Source organism: Sorangium sp. So ce1153 (genome assembly GCF_051521595.1).
Taxonomy (GTDB): domain Bacteria; phylum Myxococcota_A; class Polyangia; order Polyangiales; family Polyangiaceae; genus Sorangium.
The window spans coordinates 10,096,561-10,123,328 of the sequence record NZ_CP150361.1; the positions used below are offsets into that span (position 1 = coordinate 10,096,561).

The 26,768-nt window shown below is 72.8% G+C and carries 23 protein-coding genes and 1 pseudogene; 17 read left to right on the top strand and 7 right to left on the bottom strand.

Annotated elements, in window-relative coordinates; translation table 11 throughout:
- Nucleotides 1–20 precede the first annotated feature (20 nt).
- The gene (locus WME85_RS36415; RefSeq protein ID WP_437827681.1) at nucleotides 21–995 is read right to left on the bottom strand and encodes a hypothetical protein; all 975 of its coding nucleotides are present in this window, start codon (nucleotides 993–995) and stop codon (nucleotides 21–23) included.
- A 496-nt stretch (nucleotides 996–1,491) separates the two neighbouring features.
- On the opposite strand from WME85_RS36415, the gene WME85_RS36420 reads away from it, so the two are divergent.
- Both WME85_RS36420 and WME85_RS36425 read left to right on the top strand, forming a co-directional pair.
- Nucleotides 1,492–2,112, top strand: a complete 621-nt coding sequence (locus tag WME85_RS36420; RefSeq protein WP_437303655.1) for an RNA polymerase sigma factor — start codon at nucleotides 1,492–1,494, stop codon at nucleotides 2,110–2,112.
- 19 nt (nucleotides 2,113–2,131) lie between these two features.
- Nucleotides 2,132–3,109, top strand: coding sequence for a zf-HC2 domain-containing protein (locus tag WME85_RS36425; protein WP_437827682.1), 978 nt, complete (start codon nucleotides 2,132–2,134; stop codon nucleotides 3,107–3,109).
- 150 nt (nucleotides 3,110–3,259) lie between these two features.
- On the opposite strand, the gene WME85_RS36430 is transcribed toward WME85_RS36425, so the two are convergent.
- On the bottom strand, nucleotides 3,260–3,676 hold the full coding sequence (locus tag WME85_RS36430; protein ID WP_437827683.1) for a TIGR02266 family protein: 417 nt from the start codon (nucleotides 3,674–3,676) through the stop codon (nucleotides 3,260–3,262).
- 213 nt (nucleotides 3,677–3,889) lie between these two features.
- Nucleotides 3,890–6,571 carry a glycosyltransferase family 39 protein gene (locus WME85_RS36435; protein ID WP_437827684.1) on the bottom strand — a complete coding sequence of 894 codons (2,682 nt, stop codon included), beginning with the start codon at nucleotides 6,569–6,571 and terminating at the stop codon, nucleotides 3,890–3,892.
- Between the two features lie 717 nt (nucleotides 6,572–7,288).
- On the opposite strand from WME85_RS36435, the gene era reads away from it, so the two are divergent.
- Nucleotides 7,289–8,242, top strand: a complete 954-nt coding sequence (era, locus tag WME85_RS36440; protein WP_437827685.1) for a GTPase Era — start codon at nucleotides 7,289–7,291, stop codon at nucleotides 8,240–8,242.
- The gene (gene der / locus WME85_RS36445) at nucleotides 8,239–10,077 is read left to right on the top strand and encodes a ribosome biogenesis GTPase Der (RefSeq protein WP_437827686.1); all 1,839 of its coding nucleotides are present in this window, start codon (nucleotides 8,239–8,241) and stop codon (nucleotides 10,075–10,077) included. The genes era and der overlap by 4 nt, the downstream gene beginning before the upstream one ends.
- Before the next feature lie 120 nt (nucleotides 10,078–10,197).
- Here the strand turns inward: der and WME85_RS36450 are convergent, their stop codons facing one another.
- Nucleotides 10,198–11,424 (bottom strand): ArsA family ATPase, encoded by a 1,227-nt coding sequence (locus WME85_RS36450; protein ID WP_437827687.1) that lies wholly within the window; start codon nucleotides 11,422–11,424, stop codon nucleotides 10,198–10,200.
- A gap of 125 nt (nucleotides 11,425–11,549) precedes the next feature.
- The gene (locus WME85_RS36455) at nucleotides 11,550–12,095 is read right to left on the bottom strand and encodes a hypothetical protein (protein WP_437827688.1); all 546 of its coding nucleotides are present in this window, start codon (nucleotides 12,093–12,095) and stop codon (nucleotides 11,550–11,552) included.
- 70 nt (nucleotides 12,096–12,165) lie between these two features.
- Between WME85_RS36455 and WME85_RS36460 the strand changes: the two genes are divergently transcribed.
- From WME85_RS36460 to WME85_RS36470, 3 genes and pseudogenes are all read left to right on the top strand, one after another.
- Nucleotides 12,166–12,891, top strand: coding sequence for a tyrosine-protein phosphatase (locus tag WME85_RS36460; protein ID WP_437827689.1), 726 nt, complete (start codon nucleotides 12,166–12,168; stop codon nucleotides 12,889–12,891).
- 88 nt (nucleotides 12,892–12,979) lie between these two features.
- The gene (locus WME85_RS36465) at nucleotides 12,980–13,603 is read left to right on the top strand and encodes a TetR/AcrR family transcriptional regulator (protein ID WP_437827690.1); all 624 of its coding nucleotides are present in this window, start codon (nucleotides 12,980–12,982) and stop codon (nucleotides 13,601–13,603) included.
- A 215-nt stretch (nucleotides 13,604–13,818) separates the two neighbouring features.
- Nucleotides 13,819–14,289: pseudogene (locus tag WME85_RS36470) on the top strand (ATP-binding domain-containing protein); the annotation flags it as partial.
- Here WME85_RS36470 and WME85_RS36475 read toward each other — a convergent pair.
- Nucleotides 14,237–15,604, bottom strand: a complete 1,368-nt coding sequence (locus tag WME85_RS36475) for a serine/threonine-protein kinase (RefSeq protein ID WP_437827691.1) — start codon at nucleotides 15,602–15,604, stop codon at nucleotides 14,237–14,239. The pseudogene WME85_RS36470 and the gene WME85_RS36475 sit on opposite strands and share 53 nt — an antisense overlap.
- 345 nt (nucleotides 15,605–15,949) lie before the next feature.
- On the opposite strand from WME85_RS36475, the gene recA reads away from it, so the two are divergent.
- The 4 genes from recA to WME85_RS36495 all read left to right on the top strand — a co-directional run bounded on the left by recA (nucleotide 15,950) and on the right by WME85_RS36495 (nucleotide 20,002).
- On the top strand, nucleotides 15,950–17,131 hold the full coding sequence (gene recA, locus WME85_RS36480) for a recombinase RecA (RefSeq protein WP_437827692.1): 1,182 nt from the start codon (nucleotides 15,950–15,952) through the stop codon (nucleotides 17,129–17,131).
- Nucleotides 17,132–17,150: 19 nt separating this feature from the next.
- A complete protein-coding gene (locus WME85_RS36485; protein ID WP_437827693.1) occupies nucleotides 17,151–17,654 on the top strand; it encodes a SixA phosphatase family protein in 504 nt (167 codons plus the stop codon).
- Between the two features lie 295 nt (nucleotides 17,655–17,949).
- The gene (locus tag WME85_RS36490; protein WP_437827694.1) at nucleotides 17,950–18,810 is read left to right on the top strand and encodes a hypothetical protein; all 861 of its coding nucleotides are present in this window, start codon (nucleotides 17,950–17,952) and stop codon (nucleotides 18,808–18,810) included.
- Nucleotides 18,811–19,030: 220 nt separating this feature from the next.
- The gene (locus WME85_RS36495) at nucleotides 19,031–20,002 is read left to right on the top strand and encodes an HDIG domain-containing metalloprotein (protein ID WP_437827695.1); all 972 of its coding nucleotides are present in this window, start codon (nucleotides 19,031–19,033) and stop codon (nucleotides 20,000–20,002) included.
- A gap of 61 nt (nucleotides 20,003–20,063) precedes the next feature.
- On the opposite strand, the gene WME85_RS36500 is transcribed toward WME85_RS36495, so the two are convergent.
- Nucleotides 20,064–20,798: a hypothetical protein gene (locus WME85_RS36500; RefSeq protein ID WP_437827696.1), complete on the bottom strand. Its 735-nt coding sequence runs from the start codon at nucleotides 20,796–20,798 to the stop codon at nucleotides 20,064–20,066.
- 171 nt (nucleotides 20,799–20,969) lie between these two features.
- Between WME85_RS36500 and WME85_RS36505 the strand changes: the two genes are divergently transcribed.
- The 6 genes from WME85_RS36505 (at nucleotide 20,970) to WME85_RS36530 (ending at nucleotide 26,767) form a co-directional block, all read left to right on the top strand.
- On the top strand, nucleotides 20,970–22,415 hold the full coding sequence (locus WME85_RS36505; RefSeq protein WP_437827697.1) for a hypothetical protein: 1,446 nt from the start codon (nucleotides 20,970–20,972) through the stop codon (nucleotides 22,413–22,415).
- A 105-nt stretch (nucleotides 22,416–22,520) separates the two neighbouring features.
- Nucleotides 22,521–23,726, top strand: a complete 1,206-nt coding sequence (locus WME85_RS36510) for a serine/threonine protein kinase (RefSeq protein ID WP_437827698.1) — start codon at nucleotides 22,521–22,523, stop codon at nucleotides 23,724–23,726.
- A 121-nt stretch (nucleotides 23,727–23,847) separates the two neighbouring features.
- Nucleotides 23,848–24,315, top strand: a complete 468-nt coding sequence (locus WME85_RS36515) for a peroxiredoxin (RefSeq protein ID WP_437827699.1) — start codon at nucleotides 23,848–23,850, stop codon at nucleotides 24,313–24,315.
- A 73-nt stretch (nucleotides 24,316–24,388) separates the two neighbouring features.
- Nucleotides 24,389–24,982, top strand: coding sequence for a hypothetical protein (locus tag WME85_RS36520; protein WP_437827700.1), 594 nt, complete (start codon nucleotides 24,389–24,391; stop codon nucleotides 24,980–24,982).
- 121 nt (nucleotides 24,983–25,103) lie between these two features.
- Nucleotides 25,104–25,763, top strand: a complete 660-nt coding sequence (locus WME85_RS36525) for a glutathione S-transferase family protein (protein WP_437827701.1) — start codon at nucleotides 25,104–25,106, stop codon at nucleotides 25,761–25,763.
- A gap of 182 nt (nucleotides 25,764–25,945) precedes the next feature.
- Nucleotides 25,946–26,767, top strand: a complete 822-nt coding sequence (locus tag WME85_RS36530; protein ID WP_437827702.1) for an alpha/beta hydrolase — start codon at nucleotides 25,946–25,948, stop codon at nucleotides 26,765–26,767.
- Nucleotide 26,768: the final 1 nt, after the last annotated feature.

Sequence of the window (26,768 nt, forward strand, 5' to 3'; positions counted from 1 at the left end):
CTTGTCCTAACGAGCTCGATCTACTTGCCACCCGCGGCGGCGGCCTGCTGCCCGGGAGCGTCCGCGAGGCCGCTTACAATCTTCTCGACGAAACGGACGGCCGGGCGCTCTTCGAGCGGCGTCGTGACCCCGCCCTTCTCGAACGCGACCGCCTGAAGGTTGATCGTCTTCCCCTCGACCGCGGTGAACGAGTGGCTGGAGCGCACCTCGAACCGGTAGCCGCGGAGGTAGGAGAACACGCCGTAGCCGTTGCCCTGCAGGTTCACGAGCACCTGGAGGGTGTGGTCTCCCGGCGGAACCGAGCCGTTGAAGATCGGAATCTCGGACTGCTCCGCGAGGGCGCCGGACTGATCGGTCTTGTTGTACTGGACGGCGCCGTCGAGGACGATGAGCACGCGGGTCACGCGGAACGCGGTCGACAGCTCGTTGTTGAACTTGATCGCGGCGCGCGAGCCGGCGCCGCCCCCGGAGAGGATCGTGTCGCTGAGGAGCGAGAGCCGCGTATGGCTGCGGCGGATCTGCTCCTTGAGCTCATCGATGCGCTGCTCCAGGTCGCGCAGCCTCACCGAGTAGGTCGGGCCGTCCATCGCCGGCGCAGCGGCGGTGCTGGGCGTGCCCGCGGCCGTCGCGCCCGCGACGCCCGGCGAGGCCGCCGTACCCGCCGCCGGCGCGCCCGCCGCCCCCGCCGCGCCTGGCGACGCAGCCGTACCCGCTGCCGACGCGCCCGACGTGGCGGGTGATGCCGCCGTACCCGCCGCTGGCGCGCCCGTCGTCCCCGGGGAGGCAGCCGTGCCCGCCGTCGATCCACCCGTCGTGGCAGCAGGCGCCGGGGCGGCCTGCGCTCCCTTCGCAGGCGCTGCCGAGGCGGCCGGCGCCGCAGAGGCGGCGGGAGCAGCGGCGCTGCCCGTCGCGCCGCTCGGGCTCTGCGCAAGGACGGGCATGGCCATCAAGAAGGAGGCCCCCACCCCCACCGCCAGCATCCTGATAAGTCGCATCGAAAGGTAACCTCGTGGTTTTACCCTCGTCAGCAGAGGGGGGCGACCTCACGCCCGGTGGCGGCGAGTCTAGTGGCGGCAGGCTTCCGAGCGCAACGACCTGGACAGCTTCCTCTTTTCCGCCGGAGCATCCCGTCGCCTGCGACGTAACGGCGGCGTCACATCGTGCAGCAGGAATCGTGCTGGAGCTCTCCTTCCGCTTGCGCGCGCGCCGGCGGCGCCTCCGCCGGCGGGCGAGGTGCTGCCCGGAGGACGCCGCGCCCGGGCTCTCGTCCGGCGCGCGGCTCGGCGCGGACCGCTCTGGCTGCGGGCGAAGGGGGCTCGCTCGCTCGGGGGCGGATCCGCTAAGGTGCGCTTGTGTCAGGGGAAGGAGAGCGCCTCAGATCTTCGAGCCGCGCTGCGCGTCGGATCCGACGCCGCGGTCGTCGCCACGAACACCCCGCCGCCCGGGCCGCCGAAGGAGCGCCGCACAGGCTCGGCCGCTCCGGGAGCTAGGATGGTCCCGATTTCTCGAGAGGAGGTCACGGACGAAGCCCTGATGATGCGTTTTCAGGGCGGCGACCGCGCCGCATTCGCAGGGCTCGTCCGGCGGCACAAGACGGCCATCTACAACTTCATCCTGCGCCAGGTCCGCGGGCCTGCCGTCGCCGAGGATCTGGTGCAGGATGTGTTCGTGAAGATCGTGCAGAGCGCCTCCGATTTCAAGCACGAGGCGAGGTTCACCACCTGGGCGTACGCGATCGCGCGCAACGTCTGCATCGATCACCTGCGCAAGATGTCGCTCCGGCGCCACCCGTCGCTCGACCAGGGCTCGGGCGACGGCGGCGACGGGCCCACGCTCGGCGAGCGCACCGCGGATCCGGCGCCTCAGGCCGCGGTGGACCGGGTCGCGATCGGGACCGAGATGGGGCAGCTCATCGTCCGGGCCGTGGAGGGTCTCCCGCACGAGCAGCGGGAGGTCTTCCTCCTCCGGGAGATCGGGCGCGTGCCCTTCAAGGACATCGCCCAGATCGTCGGGGTGCCCGAGAACACGGTGAAGAGCCGCATGCGCTACGCCCTCGAGCGGCTCCAGGAGGCCCTGTCGGAGTACGAGGATTACGCGAGGGCGCTGCGCTAGCGCTGCGGAAGAGCTGCCTATGGACTGCGAGAAGTTCGATCAGCACGTGATGGACGCGCTCTACGACGAGCTCGACGAGCTGACGTACGCGGCCATGAAGCGGCACATGGACAGCTGCGCCCGGTGCGCCTCGGCGTTCGCGGGGCTGCGCGCGGCCCGCGACGTCGGCGGCTTGCCGCTCGAGGAGCCGAGCGAGGAGCTCGAGGCGCGGATCCTCGAGGCGGTCGAGGTCGCGCAGAAGAAGACGCCGTTCCGGCGCAAGGCGCTCCGCGCGCTGGCCTGGGCTGGCAGCCACGCGATGCGGCCGCAGCTGGCGATGGCGGCGCTCTTCGTGCTCGTCATCGGATCGAGCCTGCTGCTGTTGCGGCCGAAGACGGGCGTGGCGCCGGTGCGCGTCACCGAGTGGGGCCAGCCAGCGTCGGATCAGCACGAGCCGCCCAGCGTCGCCGCGCCGGCCGCCGCGACCGTCGCCGCCGACGAGGTCGACGGCCGGCGCTCGGCCGAAGCCAAGGCGGCCGAGCCGCCGAGGGCGGCGATGGATGCGGCGAAGGAGAAGGGCGCGCGCGGGGCCGCGGAGCCCGAGGACGGCGCGAGCGTCGCGCTCCGGGAGGCGCAGGCGCTGCAGCGCAAGTCGGGCTGCGCGGCCGCCGTCGGCAAGCTCGACGAGGTCGGCGCGCAGTACCCGGGCACGCCGGCCGCGCACGCCGCGATGTGGGAGGCAGCCCGGTGCTACCAGGCCTCCGGGGAGACCGAGAAGGCGCGCGAGCTGCTCCTCTCGCTCCGCTCCTCCAAGAGCCACGGCGAGCGCGCCGAGCTCATGCTCGAGAGCCTCGAGGCGACCGCCGCGCGCGCGCGAGCCCAGAACGCGGGGCCGGCGGCGGCCGCGCCTGCGCGCGCCGCGCCGATGGCGAAGCCCGCCGCGCCGACGGCCACGAGCGACGCGTACGAAGCCGGCAAGCCCGTGGAGGCGTCGCCTCCCCGCACGATGTCGCGCTGAGTCGAGCGGCCGGCATGCACCGGCGCCGCGCTGCAACCGGCGCTGGCGCCGCGCCGTGGCGCCGCCAGCGCCGCCGCGTCGCGGCGAACGCTGCCGCCGGGGCGTGGTGAATGCCGCCGCCGCGGCGCGCGGCGCCAGGGAGGCTCCCGGCTAATTCGAGTTCACCGGGGCGTCGCGGATGTAGGCGATCGTCCGGATCGTGTCGACGATGCGCTCGCGATCGTCCGGCGTGAGATCGACGAAGCGGATCCCCATGCCCGGGTTCGGGTTGTCGTGGAGAGGGCGCACCTCGTTGATCCACTGCACCGTCCCCTCGAGCACGTACGAGCCGTCGGCCCCCGGCGGCGCGAAACGGAGCGTCAGCCGCGTGCCGATCGAGAGGGGCTGCGTCGTGCGGACGAAGATGCCCATCTCGGAGATGTTCGTGATCGACGCATAAAGAAAGGTGTCGTCGGTCTCGCAGTCCACGAGCCACGTCACGTCGAGGCGCTCGGACGAGCGCCGGTTGAGCGAGTCCGGCGCGGGGCTCTCGCGCTCCACCTCGTCGCCGGTGTGGCTCGCATCCACATAGGCGCTCGCCTGCGCGCAGGAGGCCGGTGAACCACCAGGCGCGGAGGGTGGATGGTTCGAATCACCACGGCCCCCGGTCATGTTCCTGCGACTAGCCGCTTTCCGCACGCGCGTCGAGGGCGCTCGACGCGATGGATCGCGCTCGCACGGTCGTACCGCAGCGGGGGCGCCGCGCGACGCGGCAGGCGTCGGCAATCCCACAGCGGCAGGTCACCGCACGCGGATGACGCCGGCGCGGACGCGGTCCTCGTGTTCAGGCCCGCGCGTCACATGGAAGCGCGTCTCGCCGGCGAAGAAGCCGAAGTAGAGCGCGTAGTCGCCCGGGGTGAAGTTGGGCTCGAGCTGGAGCTCGTGGTCGTCCACGATGACGTCGCCCGGTTGCCACAGGCTCAGCGGGTAGCGCCCCTCGAGCACGGGATGATCGCCGTTGTAGCGGCGCTGGAACCCATCGATGTGAACGAACATCTTCCAGTTGCCGGTGATGGGCCGGTGGACGCGGAAGTACGTCCGCAGGCGGTAGCTCTTCTGGGGGACCACGCTGGCGACCGCCCGGCCCTCGTCGTCGGTCAGCTCCCAGCCGAGCACCTCCAGCTGATCCTCGAACATCGCTTCGAGCGGGTTGGCGGGCGCGGCGGGCTCGTCGAGCACCACGCGGCTGAGCCAGCTCTCGTTCGGCCTGCCGCCCAGCTCGTTCGACGCGAGGAGGATCTGGCTCGATCGGCCGTCGAGCACGGGCAGGTTGCGCCGGTGATGCTTGCGGAAGAGGCTGTTTAGCCTGGGCAGCTCGTCGGACTTCACGACGAGCCAGCGGCGCGCGCCGGCGACGGGAGCTCCGCCCGCGGAGCCCCCCGTGGGGGCGGCGGTGAGCCAGGCGAACGCCTGCGGCACATCGTCGAACGAGGTGATCTCGCCACCCTGGTAATAGGCCGCGGCGCGGCTCCGGACGCCGAGCGTCGCGAGCGGCTCGCCGGGCCTGTGCAGCGACGCGTAGGACTCGAAGACCTCCTTCGGCGACAGCTGGGCCGCGAGCGCCGGGTAGTACCAGAAGCTCAGCAGGAAGCCGGCGATGAGCCCGGCGAGCGGCGTGCCGAGGGCGCGGGGGATGGCGGTGCGCGCGACGGCGAAGCGGAACGCGTCGCGCACCGCGACCAGCAGCACGGGGCCGACGGCGAGCAGCAGGGGCAGCGCCCACCAGGCGTTCATCCCGTACGCGGCGAGGTTGTTCGGCATCCTCGCGACGGTCCCCCACCCGATGCGCTTGCCCACGAAGAGCATCGCGCCGACGCCGACGAGCGCCGCCTCGAGGACGATCATCAGGAACAGCAGGTTGCCGTTCCAGATGCGGGTGAGCTCCGCGGCGCCGGCCTGGACCTCGTCGGCGAGGCGCCGCGCCCACGCCCCGAGGCTGCGGTCGAGCGCGCGGGGTTGCTCCTCGAACCAGGTGAGCGCCACGAGGCCGGCGAACGCGAGCAGGACCAGGCGCATCGCCGAGGCCGCCTCGTCCTCGAAGCTCTTCGGGAAGACGGGCTTGTCGACCGAGAAGACGCTGAGGGCCTTGTCGGGGGAGAGGACGAAGTCCCGGTAGAGGACGAAGGCGAGCACGGAGCAGCCGACGGCGAGCGCGCGGGAAGAGGGAGCGCCGCGCTCGAGATCGCGGATGGCGAGCGCGGCGATGGCGGCGAGGAGCGCGGGGCCGCTGAACGGGAGCGCCCCGGCGTGCGGCGCGAGCAGCGCGAAGGCGCCGTAGGCGAGCGCCGACGTGACGACGAGCGCGATCCGGACGCCGGCCTCGGGGTCGAGGCCGGGCGCGGCGGGCGCGGCTCCCCGATCCGCGGCCGGCGCGGCGGGCGCGCGGAAGAGGCGGCCGATGGCGAACGGCAGGAAGGCGCTCCACGGGAAGAGGGCGTGCCCGAGCTGGCGCAGCGTGAGATCGAACGTCGATTCGACCGGCGGCTTGCTGAGGAGCGCGACGCCGAGGGCGCGCGGGAGCGGCGCGTCGGCGCTCGAGCTCGCGAGCACGAGGACGCCCTTCGCGGCCGCCGCGACGCCGAGCAAGAGCGCAGCGCCGCCCACGAGGTCGCCCAGCGTGGGCCGCGGGCCCTCCGGCTGGGGCCACGCGCCGGAGGTGCGGAGCACGAGCCAGGTAAGGCCGGCGCCGAGCGCCGGGACGGCGACCCCGATCAGCAGGCCGCGGCTGAGATACCCCGCGGCGAGACCGACGAGCCCGACCGCGAGCCACGCGGCCGGCGCGAGCAGGGCGCCCCGCCCCACGGCACGGGCGCCCTCGAGCAGCGCGCCGGTCAGCCCGCAGAACGCCATCGTGAGCGCGGCCATGGTGACGATGTCGCCCAGCATGGTGCGGGCCTGCATCACGTAGAGCGGCATCGTCACGAGCACCGCGACGCCGTACAGGCCGGCCTTGCGATCGACGAGCCGGGCGAGGAGCTCGTAGAGGACGAGGGCGCCGGCGAGCCCCCACAGCGCGAGGGGGAGCCGCCCGGCCCAGTCATTCAGGCCGAACAGGCGGAAGCCGAGCGCCATCGAGGTGAACCCGAGCTCGCCCATGCCGAGGTCGGTCAGGGTCGGCAGCTGCCCGGCGGCGTCGGGGAGATCCAGGCCGCGCGCGCCGAAGACGTGGATCGCGATGCGGCGGGCGAGGTCGGCGTTATCGAGCTCATACGGGTCCCAGATGCCGCTCTTGCCGAGGAGGGGCAGCAGCGCGAGGGCCGCCAGCGCAAGGGCGGCGAGCCGCGCCGGGCCGCCGCCCCGGCTGCCGGTGACCGCGCTGGCCGAGCCCGGGGCCGGTGCGCCGCCGACTGCAGCCGAGCGCTCACCGCCAACCTCGGCCGAGCGCTCGTCCTGGGGTGGCGCCTCGGCGTGCGATGGGGACACGCTCTCGTGCGGCTCGGGGACGGCGGGCGGGGCTCCGCTGGGTGGGTCCCCTCGGTGGGCGCTCGACATGCGAGGCATCCCCTTACCGCCTTCGCGCGCGCTTGACCACGGATCGCAGGGAATGGTTTGTGGCCCCCCTGGGCGTCTGCTATCGCGCGCGGCGTGGTGAAAGGCCGTCCCAAGAGTGCGCCCCAGGGCGCGAGAGCGCGCCCGCAGGCGCCGAAGCCCTCCTCGGCCGCCGCTGGCGCCCGCCCTGCAGCGAAGGGCAGCCGCCGGGGCGCGCGCTCCGGCCAGGAGCCCCCGGCGGGCGACGCGGCGATCCATCCGGCGCGCGCGCCCCGACGCGACAGCGAGGCGCACGCCGGCGATGGGTCGCGACGCGCGAGCAAGCGAGGCAGCGCCGAGCGCGCTGCCGGGCGGGGTGATGCGGAACGAGGCGGCGCCGAGCGGGGCGGCGCCGAGCGAGGTGGCGCCGGGCGCGCTGCCAGCCACGGCGGCGCCGAGCGGGGCGACGCGGAGCGGACAGCCACCAAGCGGAGCTCCTCGGCGCGCTCTCGCGGCGGTGCCCGCAGCCAGGCCGGACGTGGCTCCCGCCCTGGCGGGGGCGCGACGGGGCGATCGCTCCCGGAACGAACGGCGGGCGCGCGAGCCGGCGTTCAGCAGCAGCGGAAGAAGAAAGACGGCCCGAGGCCGACGGCGGAGGAGACCGACGCCTCCTTGCCGAGGCGCTCCGGGCGCGTGGCCCTGGTGGGGCGGCCGAACGTGGGCAAATCGACGCTGCTCAACGCGGCGCTCGGCCATCCGCTCGCGATCGTCTCGCCGATGCCGCAGACGACGCGCGACGCGATCCTCGGGGTCGTGCACCACGGCCCGGCGGAGATCGCGCTGCTCGACACGCCGGGGCTGCACCGGCCGCGCACGGAGCTCGGGCGCGTGATGAACCAGGCGGCGCGCGAAGCCGCGCGGAGCGCCGACGTGATCGTGTTCGTGGCCGAAGCGCCGGACCCGGCGCGCCTCCCGCGGCGCGTGAAGGAGGACGAGGAAGGCCCGCCGCTCGCGCCGCACCCGGGCGACCTGACGCTGCTCGCCGACCTCGGGAGCGAGGCGCCGGTGGTGTTCGTGCTCAACAAGGTCGACCGGATGCGGGACAAGGCGCTGCTCTTGCCGCTCCTCGACGCGTTCGCCAAGCTCCGGGAGTTCGCGGCGATCGTGCCGATCTCGGCGCTGCGCGAGGACGGCGTCCAGCGCGTGCTCGACGAGGTGGCGAAGCTCTGCCCCGAGAGGGACTGGGGCTTCGCGCCCGACGAGCTCACCGACAGGCCGACGCGCTTCTTCGCCGCCGAGTACGTCCGCGAGCAGATCCTCCGCGCCACGAAGGCCGAGGTGCCGCATGCGAGCGCCGTGCAGATCGAGCGCTACGTCGAGCCGACCGGCGACGGCGCGCTGCACATCGACGCGACCATCCATGTGGAACGGCCGGGGCAGAAGAAGATCCTGATCGGCGCCGGCGCGGAGCAGCTGAAGCGGATCGGCACGGAGGCCCGGCTCCGGATCGAGGAGCTTGTCGGACGGCAGGTGAACCTCAAGCTCTGGGTACGGGTGACGCCGGAGTGGCGCGAGTCGCTCCAGCGGCTGGAAGAGCTCGGTTACAACAAGGGAGAGACCTCGTGAGCGCGGCAAGACCAGCTCGTTCCAGAACAACCCGGCGCGGCCAGGGCGCCGCCGAAGGCGGCCGGGCAGCGAAGAAGGGCGACGCCCCGGAGAAGAGGGGCGGAGGCGGCCCCAGAAAAGGCGCGGTCGCCTCGAGCAAGGGCGCTGTCGCCCCCCGGAAGAGCGCCGCCGCGGCCGGCAAGGGACCTGCCGCGGCCGGCAAGGGACCTGCCGCAGCCAGCAAGGGACCTGCCGCAGCCGGCAAGCGACCCGCAGCGGCCAGCAAGGGATCTGCCGCAGCGACCAAGGGTCGTCCTGCTGCGTCGGGCAAGGGCCCCGTGGCGCCGAGCAAGGGACCTGGCGGCTCGAAGGAGGGCAGCGAGTCAGGCCTGCGCAAGAGGCGAGGTGCTCCGGAGCAGCGCCTCGTCGACCAGGCAGAGGACAGGGACGAGCTTCCGGCGGAGCTCGACGAGGAGGCGCGCGCCGCGGTCGAGGACGCCGCGGCGGACGCGCCTCCGCCGATCCCCTCGGCCGGGATCGTGGCGCTGGTCGGGCGGCCCAACACCGGCAAGAGCACGCTGTTCAACCGGCTGGTCGGCAGGCGCGCCGCGATCGTGCACGACGAGCCCGGGGTGACCCGCGATCGCCACTACGGCGACGTCACCTCGCGAGGACGGCGGTTCACGCTCGTCGACACCGGCGGGTTCGACCCCGAGAGCGACGACCCCATGCGGCAGGGGATCAAGCGGCAGATCGACCTCGCCATCGCCGAGGCCGACGTCATCGTGTGCGTGCTCGACGCCGTGACGCCGGTCACGCCCTCCGAGCACGCCGAGCTCGGCCTCCTGCGCCGCGCCGGCAAGCCCGTGATCTACGTCGCGAACAAGGCGGACTCGACGCGCGCCGAGGCAGAGGCGGCGGAGCTGTACCGCCTCGGGATGGATCGGCTCATCCTGATCAGCGCCCTCCACGGTCGCGGCATCTCGGATCTGGAGATGGCCATCGAGGCCGCGCTGCCCACGGAGCCCGCGGCCTCCGAGGAGTCGGCCGAGGGTGCGCTCCGCATCGCGATCGTCGGGCGGCCGAACGCCGGGAAGTCGTCGCTCGTGAACCGCATCTCGGGCGAGGAGCGCATGCTGGTCGACGCGCAGCCGGGCACGACGCGCGACCCCATCGACACCCTGGTCGAGCGCGACGGCAAGCGGCTCTTGCTCATCGACACGGCCGGCATCCGGCGCAAGTCGAAGGTGACGAAGGAGGACAGCGCCGTCGAGGCGGTCAGCGTGATGCACGCGATCCGCGCCATGGAGCGGGCGGAGGTCGTGCTCCTGCTCTGCGACGCGGCCGAGGGCGTGGCCGAGCAAGACGCGAAGATCCTCGGGCTGGCCGTCGATCGAGGGTGCGGCATCGTGATCGGCCTCAACAAGATCGATCTCCTCGACCGGAAGACGCTCGCGAAAGCGGAGGAGGACGCCCGCGGCAAGCTCGCCTTCGTGCCATGGGCGCCGATCGCGCAGGTGAGCGCGCGCAGCGGGCGCGGCGTGGCGAAGCTCCTCGAGACGGTGGGCCAGGTGGCTGACGCCTACCGGAAGCGCGTGCCCACCGGAGAGCTCAACCGCTTCTTCGAGCAGATCCTCCTCACCCACCCGCCGCCCACGCACGGCGGGCGCGCCCCCCGCCTGTTCTTCATCACGCAGGCCGAGACGTCGCCGCCCCTGTTCGTGGTCGTCGCGAGCGATCCCGAGAAGCTCCACTTCAGCTACCGGCGCTACGTCGCGAACCAGCTCCGACAGGCGTTCGGCCTCGATGGCGTGCCGGTCCGGGTGAAGTACAAGGAGCGGAGGCGGCGGGGGTAGGCCGCCTCGCGCGTCCGGGCGGCCGGACGGCAGTCCCGCACCGCTCTGCCGCGCGGAGCGGTGCTACTGCGCCATCGCCACGCCCCGGCGGACCGCGGCCAGGACGCGCTGGTGCAGCCGTCAGCCCGCTGCGCCGGGCAGCGGCGCCAGCACGTCGGCGATCCTCGCCAGGCCGGCCACATCGTAGATGTCGTAGGGGAAGGCCGGGACGTCCACGCGGACGCTGCCGCCGCTCTGCTCGTCCTCCAGCGCCGCCTCGAGGGCGATCAGGTTCAGCTGATCGAGCTTCCCCATGCGGCTCTCATCCTGGGCGGCCTGGAGCAGGCGCGGCGCGGCGTCGGGGGTGAGCGCGAGGCCGCTCCCGTCGAGCGCCGCGGCGATCTCCGCGGCGCCGGGGAGCGCGCCGTACTCCGGGTGGACGCGGTTCACGACGAACGCGTCGCGGCGCATCTCCTGCTCGCGCAGGCGATCGGCGAAGTACAGCACCTCGCGCACGCAGAGCGGATCGGGCGTCGTGACGAGCACGTACGCCACGTCGGGGCCGCGCAGCGCCGAGGCCACCGCGTCCGCCCGCTGCTTCCAGCCGCCGAAGACGGCGTTCATCTCGCTGATGAACGCCGCGATCTGCTCGAGGAAGCCGCTGCCGGTCAGCTTGCCGATGCCCCGCAGCACCGCCGCGGTCGAGCGCGCCAGCAGGTTGAGCGACAGCCTGCCGGAGCTCTGGAAGGCCTGCACGAACCAGCGCGTCGCCGCGCTGTCAATGGCGCCGACGAGCCGCTCCGGCGCGTCGAGGAAGTCGAGCGCGTTCGCCGTGGGCGGCGTGTCGAGCAGGACGAGGTCGTAGCTCGGGTCGCCCCTCACGGCGTAGAGCTTCTCCATCGCCATGTACTCCTGCGTGCCCGCGAGCGACGTGGAGATGTACTTGTAGAGGACGTTGCCGAGGATCCGGTCGCGCTGCTCGGGCGACGGGGCGAGCGAGGAGACGAGGCCGTCGAAGGTCGACTTCGTGTCGAGCATCATGACGGTCATCGAGCCGGGCACGTCGAGCCCGGCCTTGGCGAAGCGGGCGGGCTCGATCGTCTGGGCCTCCGTCTTCATCTCCTCGAGCCCGAGGCTCTGGGAGAGGCGGCGCGCCGGGTCGATCGTCAGGCAGAGGACGCGCTTGCCGCGGCGGGCCGCGGCCAGGCCGAGCGCCGCGGTCGTGGTCGTCTTGCCGACGCCGCCGCAGCCGACGCAGAGGATCACCCTGCGGGAGGCGAGGAGCGGGGCCAGGCCGGCGTCGTCCGTCCGGCGGGACGCGGGGGTGACGGGGGAGGTGTTTCGAGGGGGTACGAGCGGGCCGGGCATGACGCGCGACCTGAGGTCGCGGCCCCTTGTAGCACGAACCGGGGACGCGAGCGCCCGGGCTGCAGCGCAGCCGCCGCTCGGGCGGGCTGCGGCGAGCCGCTCAGGCCGCGAGGCGCGGCGGCCGCTCAGGCCGCGGTGCGGAGGATGCGCAGGCAGCCGGCGGCGGCCCGGGCGATGGAGGCGCCGCGCTCCGCCGTGCCGCCTCGGCCGCAGAGCAGCACCTCCCCGCCCGCCACGGAGAGGCTCTGGACCTCGACCTCCGCGGTGAGCGCGGCGATGCGCGAGCCGACGGCCGCGCTCTGGACGGCGTCCCGGTTGGCGAGGAGCGGGGCGTAGGCAGCGAGCTCCTCGCACGCAGGCCAGGCGCCCGCCCCCGCGACGAGGCAGCCGCTGTCGTCCACGAGGACCACGACGTCGAGGTTCGCCTCGGTGCGGGTCGTCGAGAGCTGATAATGCAGCGCGGTGATCGGATCGTCGCTGCGGCGGCGCCGCCGCTCGGAGGCGGGGGCCCCCTCATCCATGGTGGCTGCGGGCGCGCCCTCGGCCGAGCGCGCCCCTGCGTCGATCGCGCGCCCCGGGCGGCCTCCCGGCCCTTCGCCGCGCTGGCCGCCCGCGCAGTCATCCGACCCGCGCTGAGGCACGAGTTGCTGGTTCGATAACGACAACGACACGAACACCTCCTCGACGCGAAGCATGGTCGTAGCGCACGGGGGCGGCCAACTTTGCTAAGTTCGGTCGACGATGCGCGGCTTCATCGATCTTCATTGCCACTGGGTCGCGGGCATCGACGACGGCGCGCGCAACGTCGAGGAGAGCTTCGCCCTGCTCACCGCGCTCCGCGGCGCCGGGTTCGACACCGTCGTGGCCACGCCGCACATGCGCCCCGGGATGTTCGACAACACCCGGCAGAGCCTCCGCGCCGCCTACGACGCCACCCGCGCCGCGCTGGCCGGAGCGCGCGACCTGCCCGCGCTCGACCTCTCGTCGGAGCATTTCTTCGACGACATCGTCTTCCAGCGCCTCCTCGACGGCAGCGCCCTCCCCTACCCCGGCGGCCGCGCGGTCCTCGTCGAGTTCCCGACCCGGAGCTTCCCCGTCCGCGTCGCGGACCGGCTCTTCGATCTCAGCCGCCGCAAGCTCCGCCCCGTCATCGCCCACCCGGAGCGCTACGAGCCCGTCTTCGACGACTGCTCCTCGCTGGATCCGCTCCTCGACGCGGGCGCCGTGCTCCTCCTCGACGTCGCGGCGCTCACCGGCAAGTACGGGCGCACCCCCCGCCGGGCCGCAGAGCAGCTGCTCGAGGAGGGGTACTACTACGCCGCGTGCAGCGACGCCCACTCCGCCAGGGACGTCGCCGACGTGCGCGACGGCATCGAGGCCCTCTTCGCCAGGGTGGGCGAAGAGGAAGCGACGTTCATGCTGATCGACGGCCCGCGCGCGATCCTCGAAGGCCGCGTCGACGCCTGAGGCAGCGAGGGGAGGCCGCGAGGGCGCCGCTCCCTTGACGGGAACGCGCGCGGCTATAAGTGAACGAACCGTTCATTATTGAGTCGCCATGGCGCAGGTCCTCAAAGACGAAGTGCAGGAGAGCATCGCCGCGGCCGCGCTGACGGTCTTCGCGCGGAAGGGGTACGAGAGCGCGACGATGGCCGAGATCGCCCGGACGGCCGGCGTCTCCACGGGCAACATCTACCGGTACTACGCGAACAAGGACGCGCTCTTCTATACGGTCGTGGACGACGGCTTCGTCCGCGCCTTCACGCTCCTGCTCCGCCGCCGGGTGAAGGCGCTCGACGGCGTGGACGACATCCGGACGCTCCCGCCGGCGGCCGCCTACCACCTCGCGTCCGAGGAGCTGCTCCGCTTCTGCATCGAGAACAGGCTCCGCGTCGTGATCCTCCTTGGACGCGCCGGGGGCTCCAGGTACGAGCGCTTCGCCGAGGAGACCGTGCAGCGCCTCGTCGAGCTGGCGATCGAGCACTTCCGCGCCATGAGCCCCTGCCCTCAGGCGATGGAGGTGACCGAGACGGCGCGGTTCAACCTCGACCAGATCTACCGGAGCCTCGTCGGAACCATGGTCAGCACCCTGGCGCGCTTTGAGGACGAAGCCGCCATCCGCGAGGCGACCGGCGGCTACTCGAAGTACCACCTCGCCGGACTCAAGAGCTTCTTCGCGTGAGCTTCTCTTGGTCTTGCTCGTCTTCCTCGTCTTCGTCCCAAAAGTGAACGCGTTGTTCATTCATCGCGAGCTCTGCCCCTCGCCGCGGCGCGGGGCGCACCGAGGCCCACCATGCTGGAAAGCAGGCTTGATCTGCCCGTCGAAGCGCGCGCCGTCCTCGAGGAAGAGGAGGCGCTCCTCGAGCGCGTGCGCGCCGCGCTGGACAGCGCGCGGGAGCGCGGCGCCTCCTCGGCAAGCTCGCGCCCGAAGCGCCCGCGCGCGCGGCGCGGGACGGCGCGCCGATCGGGCTCTTCCGCTCTCCCAGTGAGGCGCAGGCGCACCTGTTCCTCGCCGGCGCGCTCCGCGACCTGGCCGACCGGGAGCCGCGCGCCTCGGTCGCCGTCATCGCGCGGGACCCGGACGCGGCGCGGCAGTTCCACGGGCTGGTCGCCGACCTGCCGGAGGCGAGGCTCGTGCTCGACGGGGCGTTCTCGTTCGAGCCGGGCATCGACGTCACCGACGTGGACAGCGCGAAGGGGCTCGAGTTCGACGACGTCGTCGTGCCCGACGCGACGGCGGCGGCGTACCCGATGACCGACGAGGCCCGGCGGCGGCTCCACGTCGCGGTGACGCGGACGTCGCACCAGCTCTGGCTCATCGCCGGCGCCGCGTGGTCTCCGCTCCTGGCGGACGCCGGGGCGAGCTGACGCTCGCCGCGCCGCTCTTCGCCTTCTGCGCGGCCAGGACGGTGGACGCGGCCGGCGGGAGAGGGCTGTCCCCCACCGCCGTGGTCCCGGCGAGCGCGCACCCGAGCACGGCGGCCCCGAGCGCCCATACCGCCTGCGCCCAGCGCCGCGGGGGCGGGGCGAGCTCCACGTCCGCGGTCGACTCGCCCCCGGGGTCGAGCGACTCGAGCGCCGCGCGCAGCTGCTGCGTGCGCAGGTGGGACGCGTCCCCGAGGATCTGCCCGATCCAGCTGGCGACCAGCGCGTCGTTGCCCGGGTGCGCGGCGCCCGGGACCGCCTCCTCGAGGGCGCGCATGAGCTGCGCGGCCGTGGCCGTGCGCGCGGTGGGCGACTTGGCGAGCGCCTCCGAGACGAGCCGATCGAGCGCGGGCGGGATCAGCTGGGGCGGAGGGGCCGAGCTCAGCCGCTCCGCGAAGCCGCGCCGGGACGGGGCGGCACGTGAAGACAGCGGCGCGGCGGGCCGCTCGCTCGCGATGTGGGTCATCGTGCTCTCGCTGTCGTCGGCCTGGAACGGGTGAGCGCCCGAGAGGAGCTCGTAGAGCAGCACCCCCACCCCGAAGAGATCGGCCCGGCGGTCGCACGGCTGCCCGCGGATGTGCTCCGGCGCCATGTACGGCGCGCTGCTCCTGAACAGGAGCGCGCCCCCCTCACCGCGGGTCGACGCCGCGCCGGCGCGCGTCAGGTCGGCGCGCGGCGTCCGGGGCCAGCGCTCCGAGAGCCGCTCTTCCTCGAACCTGGCGATGCCGAAATCGACCAGCCGGACGAGCCCCTCGGACGTGATGAGGACGTTGTCCGGCGAGACATCGTAGTGGAGGAGCTCGCGCGGATTGCCGAGCTCGTCCCGCAGCTCGTGCGCGGCGTCGAGCGCCGCGCAGATCTGGTAGGCGAGCCTGGCCGCGGCGAGCACCGGCGCCGGGCGCCCTCGCGCGGCGCGCAGCACCGACGAGAGGGGCTCGCCGCCCACCCACTCCATGACATAAAAGAGTGTGCCGTCCCCCTCGCCGAGATCGACGACAGGGACCACGTTCGGGTGCCTGATGCGCGCCGCCAGGGCGGCTTCATCCAGGAACATCCGCACGGCGTCCGGATCGGGCGAGAGCTCGGGACGAAGCACCTTGATGGCAAAGAGCTTCTGAAACCCATGCTCACGCCTGAGCCGCGCCGCCCAGACCTCACCCACGTCGCCTGCGGAAACCCGCAGGACGAGCTCGTACCGACCCAGGGAAAACCCCGGGCAAAGGCGCCCCCCACCCCCCACATGGGAGGTTTGGCCCACAGGTGAAGAGCTCGCCAGTGTTCCCGCTGCGGGATGATCGCGATTGTTGCCCGGATTGTGGGGCTCGCTCCCAGCCGGGAAACTCCGTCTCCGCCCGCGACATGACGGCCCTGTGCGCGCCCGCCATCATGGTCCAGAATGCACGCTCGACGAGCGCCCCCGAGCTGGCCGGGCGAGGCTCCCCTGCGCGGACTTTGTCGGTCCTATCCGGGATGCGGGGGTCTTGCTTCCTGAACAACCGGACAGTAAAGGTCTGGCGGAAACTGTTGCCCCGCCCGTCGGGGGTCGACCTCCGCGATCCCCTTCGGCCCTCCCCTCCCTTCGGCCCCCCTCCCCGAGGTACGCATGAGTGACGAGAAGAACACCAAGCAGAAGTCTGCCGCCCTGGAGCTCGCGATCGCCAGCGTCGAGAAGGAGTACGGCAAGGGGGCGATCATGCGCCTCAAGGACGGGCAGTCGCTGCACGACGAGGTCGCGGCCGTGCCGACCGGCTCGCTCGGCCTCGACATCGCCCTGGGCATCGGCGGCTACCCGCGCGGCCGCATCGTCGAGATCTACGGGCCGGAGTCGAGCGGCAAGACGACCCTCACCCTCCACGCCATCGCGGCCGTCCAGCGGGCGGGCGGGACGGCGGCGTTCATCGACGCCGAGCACGCCCTCGACGTGAACTACGCGAAGAAGCTCGGCGTGAAGACCGAGGAGCTGCTCATCTCCCAGCCCGACTACGGCGAGCAGGCGCTCGAGATCGCCGACATGCTGGTCCGCTCGAACGCCGTCGACATCATCGTCGTCGACTCGGTCGCCGCGCTCGTCCCCAAGGCCGAGATCGAGGGCGACATGGGCGACAGCCACGTCGGCCTCCAGGCCCGGCTGATGAGCCAGGCGCTCCGCAAGCTGACCGGGACGACCTCGCGCTCGCAGTGCCTGCTGATGTTCATCAACCAGATCCGGATGAAGATCGGCGTCATGTTCGGCAGCCCCGAGACGACGAGCGGCGGCAACGCCCTGAAGTTCTACGCCTCCTGCCGGCTCGACATCCGCCGCATCGGCGCCATCAAGGAGGCCGCCGCCGGCGGGAAGGAGCCGGCGGTCGTGGGCAACCGGACCCGCGTGAAGGTCGTGAAGAACAAGATGGCTCCCCCCTTCCGCGAGGTGGAGTTCGACATCCTCTACGGCCAGGGCATCAGCCACAGCGGCGACGTCATCGATCTGGCGACCGAGGCGGGCATCATCGAGAAGAGCGGCTCCTGGTTCTCGTTCCAGGGCGAGCGCATCGGCCAGGGCCGCGAGAACGCCCGCACCTACCTCGAGCAGCACCCGGCGGTGCTCGAGAAGATCGAGTCGATGGTCCTCGCGAAGCACGGCGTCTCCCGCGCCGGCGGCGGCGCCGCGGCGAACGGCGCGGCGAACGCCGGCCCGAAGGGCGGCGGCGCGGCCCCGGCCGAGCCCGCCGCGCACGCGAAGGGGCGCGGCGAGGCGGCCCCCTCCGGTCAGGACGCCCGGCGCGCCCCGGGCAAGACGAACTGACGCCGGCCCGCCCACCGCCATGCACCTCTACGTGATGCGGCACGGCCCGGCGGAGGACCGGGCATCGAGCGGTCGGGACGCCGACCGCAGGCTCACCCCCGAGGGCCGCGAGCGCGTGCAGCGGATTTCGAACGAGCTCCACCGCGTCCGGGGCGGCGCCCCGCTCGCGCGGGTGCTCGCGAGCCCCCTCACGCGCGCCCGCGAGACCGCCGAGATCGCGGCGCCCATCTGCGGCGCGCCGGAGGTCGAGCTCCGGGACGAGCTCGCGCTGGACTCCGGCCTGCCGCTCGCGCTCGTCGCCGCGCTCGGCCGGGGCGGCGCCGACGCGCTCCTGGTCGGGCACCAGCCGAACGTGGAGCACCTCGTCCGCACGCTGGTCGACGCGCCCGGCCGAGGCGCGCCGGGCCTGGTCCTCTCCAGCTTCAGCACTGCCCTGATCGTCGCCCTCGAGCCCGAGCCAGCTCCGCCCCCGCAAGGCCGGTGGCGCGTGCGGCAGATCCTCGATCCCCGCGCGCTCGGCTAGCGAGCCGTGCGCGCCGTCAGCGCCGTACCAGGAGCAGCAGAGGACACGCGTCCGAGGCGGAAGGCGACTCGACCGGCGCGACCGCCGGGGTGGCCTCGCGACGGAGCAGGTAAGCTCATGAATTCACGGCGGAAATTTGGATGGCCAGCGCGCGACGGCCGAGACGTCCGCCGTACCCCTCCAGCGGGACCGCTCCCCCGCTTACGTAATCACAAAATCGAATGATTTCGAACACTTCGGCCGCTCGCTTGACAAGGATCCCACCCGAGAATACGCCCAAATAAGGAGGATTGAGATGGCGGGACAGATGGCCTTCCCCTTCGCTCAACCCCCTCCAGGCCGTCTGTCGCGCAGCGGTGGGAAGGGCGCGGCGCCCTCTTCCCTGTGGCCGCGCATCTCCCGGGCCGTCGTCCGGGTGCCCGATCCCCGGCACCACCCCATCGACATCGAGCTGCCCTCGGGCCAGCCGCAGATCTACGTGCACGAGGGGGCGCGCCAGGCGCTCATCCGGCGCCTGGCGCTGGCCCACAAGCGGCCGGTCCTCCTCTCGGTCACCGACAACTACCGGCAGATGATCTCCTCCTCGCTGCGGGAGGGCATCCTGCAGGCGCGCGTCCACCACATGTTCCTGGATGCGCCGGCGGTCGTTCAGGATGCGCTCGTCCGGTACGTCGTGAACCAGGACCGGGCCGCGTCGCTCCTGGTGGGCCAGTACATCGACGAGAACGGCCATCGCATCCGGGCGAGCAGGCCGGTGAGCACGCCGCTCCTCACGCAGGGGCGGACGCACGATCTGCTGAGCCTGTTCCAGAAGCTCAACCTCGCGTACTTCGGCGGCGGGGTCGACGCGCTGATCACCTGGGGCAAGCGGACCAAGGCGCGGAAGCCGCGGCGCACCATCAAGCTCGGGAGCTACTCCGCGGTCGAGCGGCTGATCCGCATCCACCCGGTGCTCGACCGGCCCTGGGTCCCCCGCTACTTCATCTGCTACGTCATCTACCACGAGATGCTCCACCACGTGATGCCCGCGAGCCACGGCAACGGGCGCCGGATGCTGCATCCGCCCCAGTTCCTCGCCCGCGAGCGGCTCTTCCGCGACTACGAGCGCGCGCTCTCCTGGGAGAAGGACCACGTGGGCAGGCTCCTCCGCACCTGACGCGCCGCCCCCGGCGGCCCCGCGCGAGGACCACGTGAGCAGGCTCCTCCGCGCGTGACGCGCCGCCCCCGGCGGCCCCGCGCGATCCGGCGGCGCGGAGCGACGAACCATTGCGCTGAGTACCGGCTGGCTTTAAACCGGCGGACCCCCGTGGGGCCGGGTGAACCGGCGCCACGCGGGCGACCCACCCCGTAACCTCTCGAAAGTGTGGAAGGCCAGAGTGCAGGAGATTCTCACCCAGGAAGCGAGCCCGAAGCGGGCCATGGAGGCGCTCGAGTGGGCCGCTCAGCGAGCAGAGAAGGCTGACGCCGCGCAACCCGAGGCGGCCGCCGAGCCGCGCCCCTCGCCCCGGGTGATCTCCGGGCGCCCCGCCGACTTCAAGGCCGCGGCGGCGATCTACCTGCCGGATGTCCGCAAGCTGCTCGACCGGATCATGATGAGCCACGACGCCGAGGCGGGGCTCGACGCGCTGCTCGAGTCGGGCGCGCTCGCCGCGATGCTGCCCGAGGTCGAGGCGATGGTCGGGTTCGGCGACGGGGAGTGGCGCCACAAGGACGTCTGGAAGCACACGAAGCAGGTGGTGCGTCAGGCGGTTCCCAGGCTCGAGGTCCGCTGGGCGGCGCTGCTGCACGATATCGGCAAGACCAGGACGCGGTCGATCTCGCCGACGGGCGAGGTCCACTTCTTCGGGCACGCCGAGGTCGGCGCGCGCATGTTCGACAAGATCGACCGGCGGCTGCCGCTGTTCGCGAAGGAGGAGGCGCTGAAGGGCAGCATCCGCTTCCTGATCCTGCACCACCTCCGGGCGAGCCAGTACGACGCGTCGTGGACCGACAGCGCGGTGCGCCGCTTCGCCAAGGAGATGGGCGACTGCCTGAAGGACGTGCTCGACCTGTCGCGGGCGGACATCACGACGAAGCGGCCCGAGAAGAAGCGGAAGGGGCTCAAGCAGATCAGCGACCTGGCCGAGCGGGTGCTGGAGGTACAGGCCCAGGACGCGGTCGTGCCGCCGCTGCCGAGCGGCATCGGGGACGCCATCATGCAGGCGTTCGGGCTGCCGCCGTCGCGGCGGGTCGGCGAGATCAAGCGCGCGCTGGAGCAGGCGGTCGAGTCCGGCGAGGTGGCGTCGCACCAGGAGTCGGACGTCTACATCGCGTTTCTGCGCGAGAACGCGGGTCGGTTCGGGCTCTGAGAGCCGCCTCCCGCGAAGCGCCGGTCACCGCCCGGCGCGGAACGAGCTCACCGAGCGGCGCTCAGAGGGGGGCGGCGCAGGTGGCGCAACGCGAGGGGACGCCGTCCTTGTGGTAGATCTCGCCGCAACGGCCGCAGAGACGGGCGTCGGCCTCGAAGGCGATCAGCTTGTCGGTCGCCTTGCAGCGAAGGCCGGCGACCTGGGGCGGCTCGAGCGCGCGCACCTCGCCGGCGGCGTCGTCAGGCAGAGGCAGCGCGCCCTCCTGGATGTCAGCCGCGCGCGCGGGGACCCGCGCCCTCGCCTCGGCCAGGACACGGGACGCTGCCGGGAGGTGCGTCCGGAGCGGGATGGCGATCGCGGTGCCGCTGCCCTGGACCGTCAGCGCCGCCTCCGTGAGCAACAGGCGCGTGACGTCGTGCCAGCCGATACGCTCGATCTCGCCAGGCCCGTTCTCGATGCCCACACCGGCGTCGCCGACACGGAGCGGCTTCATCGACCACTGGCCGAAGAGGCCCGCCGCCGCGCCGAGGAGCACCGCGGCGACCAGGAGGTACGGCGCGTACGGGTGCGACCCCGCCTCCTCGCCGCGGAACCACATGCCGTAAACGCCCGCCCCGGCGAGGAGCGCCGCGACGGACATGCCCAGCATCGTGAGGCCGAGCTCGAGCGACGCCTTCGGCTCGAAGCGTCGCTCACTCCGCGGATCGGTCCGCTGCCGCAGGAAGACCTCGCCGCCGCCCTGCCCCGTGGACCCCGAGCCCTTGCGCTTGCGCTTCACCGCTCTGTCGGCTGCCATCGGCGGCTTCCTATCGGAGGAGACGCCAGGACGCAAAGGGGGTCGGCGCAAACAGCCGGCGCCCGACGCCAGCAGCCTGGGCTCGGCACCGACCGGCAGCGCTCCGCGCAAGCAGCCAGCCTGGACCCCGGGTGGCCCGCGCCGCAGGGACGGAGCGGTATGCTGGAAGCGATGGTCTCGATGGTCAGCGCGGCGACCCGCGTCCTGCCCGCAGTCGGCATCGGGCTCGCAGCCCTCGTGCTCCTGGGGCCGGGCGCCCAGCGCCTGGCCACCGGCGTGCGGGTGTGGGGAGCGCCCGTCGCCGGCAGCGAGGCGCTGGCGCTCCGCATCGAAGGGGTGCGCCGGCTCCACGGGGCCGAGGATCCGGCGGCGCTCCAGGACCTCGAGGTGAGCGCGGCGTCGGCGGGGGCGCCGCTCGAGCGATGGACAGGCTCGACCGGCGAGGACGGGATCGCCGAGGCGCTGCTGCGCGCGCCGGGGGGGCTGCGGGAGCCGGTGGTGGTGCGGATCGCGCGGGGCGGGGGCGCGCTGCCGCTCCTCGAGGAGCAGCGGGTGCCGCTCGCGCCGCCGCTCCCCGCGACGGAGACGAGCGCGCTGCCGGGCGCGGCGCAGAGGAGCGCGCTGCCGGGCGCGGCGCACGGGGAGCTCCGCCTCCGGGTCACGGCCGCGCGAGGCGCGATGGCCGCGCCGTTCCCCGAGCGGGTGCGCGTCGCGGTCGAGACCGAGGATGGGGCGCCCGCCGCGGGGGCGCGCGTCGAGGCGAGCGCCGTCGGCGCGGACCTCGAGGGGCAGGGCGGCGGCCCGGTCGAGGTCGCGGCCGACGCGCGCGGCGCCGCGGAGCTCACGCTCAAGCCGCTGGCGCACGCCGTCGAGCTGTCGCTGCGCGCGACCCGGCCGGGCAGCGCGCCGCCAGGGATGCGCGGGTCGCCGGGCGAGGGCACCTGGGAGGGGAGGATGCCGGTGATCCCGGGCGCGATCTGGCTCGACCCGGGCGGGCTCGCGGGCGAGCGGCCGGCGCTCCGGCTGGTCTCCCCGGCGCCGAAGCCGCGGGCGTACGTCTCGATCGGCGGCGAGCGCGGCCGCCTCCTGGGGGCGGTCGTGCCGCTCGCGCCCGACGGGGCGGGCTTCTTCGCGGGGGCGCTGGCGCTCCCGGACGGACCGGCGCTCGGCGCGGGCTCGGTGGAATGGGCGGTGGTCGCGAGCGACCCCTACGAGCAGGGCGCGGGCACCGTGGCCTGGCCGCTCTCGCCGGCAGCCGGACCGGCCCCGCCGCGGCGCGTGGCGCTGCTCGCGGACGGATTGCCGGCGGCCGAGGCGCGCGAGCAGGCCCGCGCCTGGGCGGCGCGGCGCGCGGGGCTCGCGGTGCTCGGCGCGACAGCCGTCGCGCAGATGGTGCTGCTCGCGCTGCGGTCCCGGGCCGCGCGGCGTCGCCTGGAGGCGCACCTCGCCGCCGCCTCCACGGACGAGGACGGAACCGCCGGGGCGCCGCTGTCCAGGGAGGATCGCGGCCGGCTGCTCGCCGCGGCGCGGGCGGAGCCGCTGCTGTCGGTGCTGGCGCTGGCGGCGCTCGTCGGGCTGTCGTTCGCGGCGGTCGCGGCGCTCGCGACATTCCGATGACGCGGGGCGCACGAGCGGCGCTGGATGGATTTCATCCGCGGCGCGCCTCGAGCCGCTAGACTGGGCAGACCATCACGGGATGGGGCGGGAGACGACGAGCAGGGCATGTCCGAGCAGCAGCGGTACCGGGTCATCAAGCGCCTCGCCTCCGGAGGCATGGCGGAGGTCTTCGTCGCCGAGAGCGCGGGGATCGAGGGGTTCAAGAAGCAGGTCGCGATCAAGCGCGTCTTGCCGCAGCTCAGCAAGAAGGAGCAGTTCATCGCGATGTTCCTCGACGAGGCGCGCCTCTCGGCGCACCTCTCGCACTCGAACGTCGTGTCGGTGTTCGACATCGGCGTCGGCGACGGCACCTACTTCATCGTCATGGAGTACGTGGACGGCGCCGACCTCCGAGCCCTCCTCGAGCACCAGAAGAAGGTCGGCCGCCCGATGAGCGTCGAGGTCGCCGCCTTCATGGCCGCGAAGATGTGCCAGGGCCTCGCCTACGCGCACGACCTCGCGACCGCGGACGGCAAGCCGCTCCAGATCGTGCACCGCGACATCACCCCGGCGAACGTGCTCATCACCCGCTACGGCGAGGTGAAGATCGTGGACTTCGGGCTCGCGAAGGCGTCGAGCCAGCTCGCCGAGAGCGACGCGGGCATCATCAAGGGGAAGTTCGGCTACCTGGCGCCGGAGACGGTGCTCGAGCAGGGCGTCGACCAGCGCGTCGACATCTTCGCGCTCGGGATCATCCTCTGGGAGATGCTCGCCGGGCGCCGGCTCTTCCTCGGCGACTCGGACTACATCACGGTGCGGCTCGTGCGCGACGCGGTGATCCCGTCGCTCCAGCAGCTCAACAGCGAGGTGCCGCGCGAGCTGGAGCAGATCATCCGCCGCGCGCTCGCCCGCGACCCGGGGGCCCGCTACCGCAACGCGCGCGACCTCGGGCGCGACCTCACCCGCTTCCTCTACCGGTACGGCCGCCCGGTGAGCGAGGACGACGTCGCCGCGCTCGTGGAGCGCGCCAAGGGCGGGCCGGCGCGGGCGGTCGACGGGACGCAGAAGATCGCCGAGCTCATCGACATGATGCTCCTCGAGTTCAAGTCGCTCACCAAGGAGCCGACAGCGGGCGGCAGCGGGCTCAGCCTGCTGCCCAGCCTCGACGGGGCCGAGAGCATGACGCACGAGCCGGACGAGGGGGGCGCCCCCCCGCGGAGCGACGGGCCGCTCGGCGGGCTCGCCGACGAGCTGGAAGGGCCGGAGTCGATGCACCAGGACGAGTCGTCCTCGTCGGTCGCGGCCTGGTTTCGGGGGCTCATCCCGCGCTGAGCCCGCGCGGGCAGCGACGAGACGGACGCGCTGCGGTACCGTGCGGTGACGGGTAACCGGTGGTAACCGGTGACCGGCCAGGAGGAGCCCTCCTCCGGACCACAGACGAGGGACAGAGAAGATGAGCATCGAGATTGGAAAGCCGTTCCCGCGCTTCGCCCTGCCGAACCAGGACGGCAAGACCGTGAAGCTCGAGGACTTCGCGGGCAAATGGCTCGTCGTCTACTTCTATCCGAAGGACGACACGCCGGGTTGCACCATCCAGGGCAAGTCGTTCACGGCCTCCAAGGAGGACTTCGACAAGGCCAACATCGCTGTCGTCGGCGTCAGCGAGGACGACGTCGCGTCGCACAAGAGCTTCTGCGACAAGTTCTCGTTCACCATCGATCTGCTCGCCGACACGAAGCACGAGCTGCTCAAGGCCGCTGGCGTCGGGCAGAGCGAGTGGAAAGGCACCCTGTACTGGGACCGGACGACGTTCGTCGTCGATCCGTCGGGCGTGCTGCGGAAGACCTACCAGAAGGTGAAGCCCGACGGGCACGAGCAGGCGCTCCTCCAGGACATCGCCGAGCTCAAGGGCCAGGCCTGAGCTGACGACCGCCAGGCGAGAATGACTGGATAGCCAGGGGGGAAGCCAGGGGGACCGCTACCCTGTACAAAGCGTGCTCCCGCTGGATTTGCTGGAGTTCCCCCCCTATCCTGTCGACTTTGTGGTTGCACGCCCTCCCTTCGCGCCGGGTCGAGCCGTACCGCTCACGGCGTTCGCGGCGCTCGCCCTGACAGCGCTCGCGACCGCCGCCGCCATGGGCGCCTGCGAGGGCTCGGGGGGCGGCGGGGCCGGCGGCTCGGGCACGGGTGGCGCCGGCGGCTGCCCGATGGGGCCGCGAGAGGCGATGTTCACCATCACCGTGCGCGCGCCGGGCGGCCCCGTCCCGCGGGACACCACCGTTCACGTGGCGTGGAGCGCGGCGGAAGAGCCGACCTTCGTCCTCGACGACCCGTCCACCTGGAAGACGCTCGACGAGGCCAACCTGGTGTGCGCCGTCGATCGCGCAAAGCCTCCTCCCGACGCGCTGGAGGCGCTCGTCTGCGAGCTGTGGACCGTGGGCGTGACGCGGGTCGAGATCTCGGGGACAGGCTACGAGGACTTCGAGCAGACGCTCACGCCGGTCATGAGCGAGGAGTGCGAGGACTTCCTCCCTCAGAAGGTCGACATAGCGCTGGTGGCGGCGACCGACGGCGGGGTCGAGGAATAGGCAGCCGGGGACCACGCGAGCGCTCGAGAGGGGCGAGGCTGGCGGGCCGCCGCCCTGGCCTGGTGCGCGCTGTCCGGCGGTGATATGGCGACTCCTCACCACAAGACGAAAGCGAACCACCATGATCATCCTTCACGGCTCCGCCGGCTCTCCGTTCTTCTCGCGCGTCCGCATGCAGGCCTATGCCAAAGGGCTGGAGATCGAGGTCCGCCGCACGGCGCAGCGCACTCCCGAGTTCCAGCAGATGAACCCGCTCGGAAAGATCCCCGTGCTGGAGCACGACGGATTCGTCCTGCCGGAGAGCCTCGTCATCTGCGAGTACCTCGAGGACGCCTTCCCCACGCCGTCGCTGCTCGGCGACACGCCGGAGGCCCGCGCCCGGGTGCGCCTCGTCGTCCGCACCGTGGACCTCTACTGCGGCGGCGTCATGTCGCTGCTGCGGGCGGCCTCCGACCCGGGCTTCAAGATCGACGCGGCAGCGGAGCGCGCCGGCTTCGACAAGGGCCTCGACGCGCTCGAGGTCTTCCTGGCCGGGGACGGATTCGCCGCCTCGAAGGCGCTCTCGCTGGCCGACTGTACGCTGGTTCCCTGGCTGTTCTACGCCACGATGCTGACAAAGCAGGGCGACGACGCGCTGACCCGCCGGCCCAAGCTCGCGCGCTACGTGGAGTTCATCGGAGGTCAGGAGCTGACCCGCACGATCTGGGGCGAGATGGATGAGGCCTACCGCGCCTTCTTGACCCGGTGGAAGGCAGGGCAGGTCGCGGCGAACAACGGGTGAGGTGACGCTCTGCGCCGGGAGCGAGCGCGGCGGTCATCCGATCCGGGCAGATCTCGCCGCGGCGCCTGGCCGCCGTCGCGCGGGCCCGGCCGTCGACGGCCGGGGTCCGCGCCGTTATCCTCTGCATCCGCTACATCCGCTGTCCTCCGCTCACCTGCCGCACCACGGAGCGCCATCACGCCATGCCGACCCACGAGACCAGTAGCTCCCTCGATGAGCTCTTTCGCGCGCTCGACGCGAGCCCTCGCTCCGCCGGCGTCTTCTATCCCAGGCAGGTGAAGACGACCCCGCCCGCCGGCGCGACGGATCATGATATTCCCGTCGCCCCCGGGGTGACGCTCGGGGCGCGCTGGCACCTGTCCGATCCGCGGAATCCGACCGTGCTCGCCTTCCACGGCAATGGCGAGACCGTCCCCGATTACGACGACATCGCCGAAGGGTGGCTCGGGCTCGGGCTCAACCTCTTCATCGTCGATTACCGCGGCTACGGCTGGAGCGGCGGGAAGCCGACGCTGCGCTCGCTCCACGAGGACCCCGCGCAGGTAGCCGCCTACTTCGAGCGGGCGCTCGCCGAGAAGAGCCGCGAGGTGGGCCTCGACCGGCCGCCGAAGCCGCTGCTCTTCGGCCGCTCGCTCGGCAGCTCGCCCGCGTCGCGCATCGCCAGGGAGCGCGGCGGCGCGTACCGCGCGCTGATCCTCGAGAGCGGGTTCAGCGACGTGCGGTATGTACTCGCCCTCTTCCAGGTCGATCTCGGCGACCTGCGCGACGAGGCGCACCGCCACTTCTCGAACACCGAGCTCCTGAAGCACGTCGAGATTCCGGTCCTCTCCTTGCACGGCGCGAACGACAGGCTGCTCCCGCCGGCTCAGGCCCGCGAGAACCACGCGGCCGTCCCGCACGAGGACAAGGAGCTGCGCGTGATCGAAGGCGCCGGCCACAACGATATCCTCCTGTTCGCGCCAGCTTACTTTGGCGCGATACGCGATTTCCTCCAGAAGTACTGAT

What these genes read in the sequence shown, in the direction of transcription:
- WME85_RS36505 (WP_437827697.1), top strand. Translation starts at nt 20,970, where the DNA reads ATGGTCTCGATGGTCAGCGCGGCGACCCGCGTCCTGCCCGCAGTCGGC.
- WME85_RS36500 (WP_437827696.1), bottom strand. Translation starts at nt 20,798, where the DNA reads ATGGCAGCCGACAGAGCGGTGAAGCGCAAGCGCAAGGGCTCGGGGTCC.
- WME85_RS36415 (WP_437827681.1), bottom strand. Translation starts at nt 995, where the DNA reads ATGCGACTTATCAGGATGCTGGCGGTGGGGGTGGGGGCCTCCTTCTTG.
- WME85_RS36420 (WP_437303655.1), top strand. Translation starts at nt 1,492, where the DNA reads ATGGTCCCGATTTCTCGAGAGGAGGTCACGGACGAAGCCCTGATGATG.
- WME85_RS36450 (WP_437827687.1), bottom strand. Translation starts at nt 11,424, where the DNA reads ATGCCCGGCCCGCTCGTACCCCCTCGAAACACCTCCCCCGTCACCCCC.
- recA (WP_437827692.1), top strand. Translation starts at nt 15,950, where the DNA reads ATGAGTGACGAGAAGAACACCAAGCAGAAGTCTGCCGCCCTGGAGCTC.
- WME85_RS36515 (WP_437827699.1), top strand. Translation starts at nt 23,848, where the DNA reads ATGAGCATCGAGATTGGAAAGCCGTTCCCGCGCTTCGCCCTGCCGAAC.
- WME85_RS36525 (WP_437827701.1), top strand. Translation starts at nt 25,104, where the DNA reads ATGATCATCCTTCACGGCTCCGCCGGCTCTCCGTTCTTCTCGCGCGTC.
- WME85_RS36485 (WP_437827693.1), top strand. Translation starts at nt 17,151, where the DNA reads ATGCACCTCTACGTGATGCGGCACGGCCCGGCGGAGGACCGGGCATCG.
- WME85_RS36425 (WP_437827682.1), top strand. Translation starts at nt 2,132, where the DNA reads ATGGACTGCGAGAAGTTCGATCAGCACGTGATGGACGCGCTCTACGAC.
- WME85_RS36465 (WP_437827690.1), top strand. Translation starts at nt 12,980, where the DNA reads ATGGCGCAGGTCCTCAAAGACGAAGTGCAGGAGAGCATCGCCGCGGCC.
- WME85_RS36490 (WP_437827694.1), top strand. Translation starts at nt 17,950, where the DNA reads ATGGCGGGACAGATGGCCTTCCCCTTCGCTCAACCCCCTCCAGGCCGT.
- WME85_RS36460 (WP_437827689.1), top strand. Translation starts at nt 12,166, where the DNA reads ATGCGCGGCTTCATCGATCTTCATTGCCACTGGGTCGCGGGCATCGAC.
- WME85_RS36530 (WP_437827702.1), top strand. Translation starts at nt 25,946, where the DNA reads ATGCCGACCCACGAGACCAGTAGCTCCCTCGATGAGCTCTTTCGCGCG.
- WME85_RS36510 (WP_437827698.1), top strand. Translation starts at nt 22,521, where the DNA reads ATGTCCGAGCAGCAGCGGTACCGGGTCATCAAGCGCCTCGCCTCCGGA.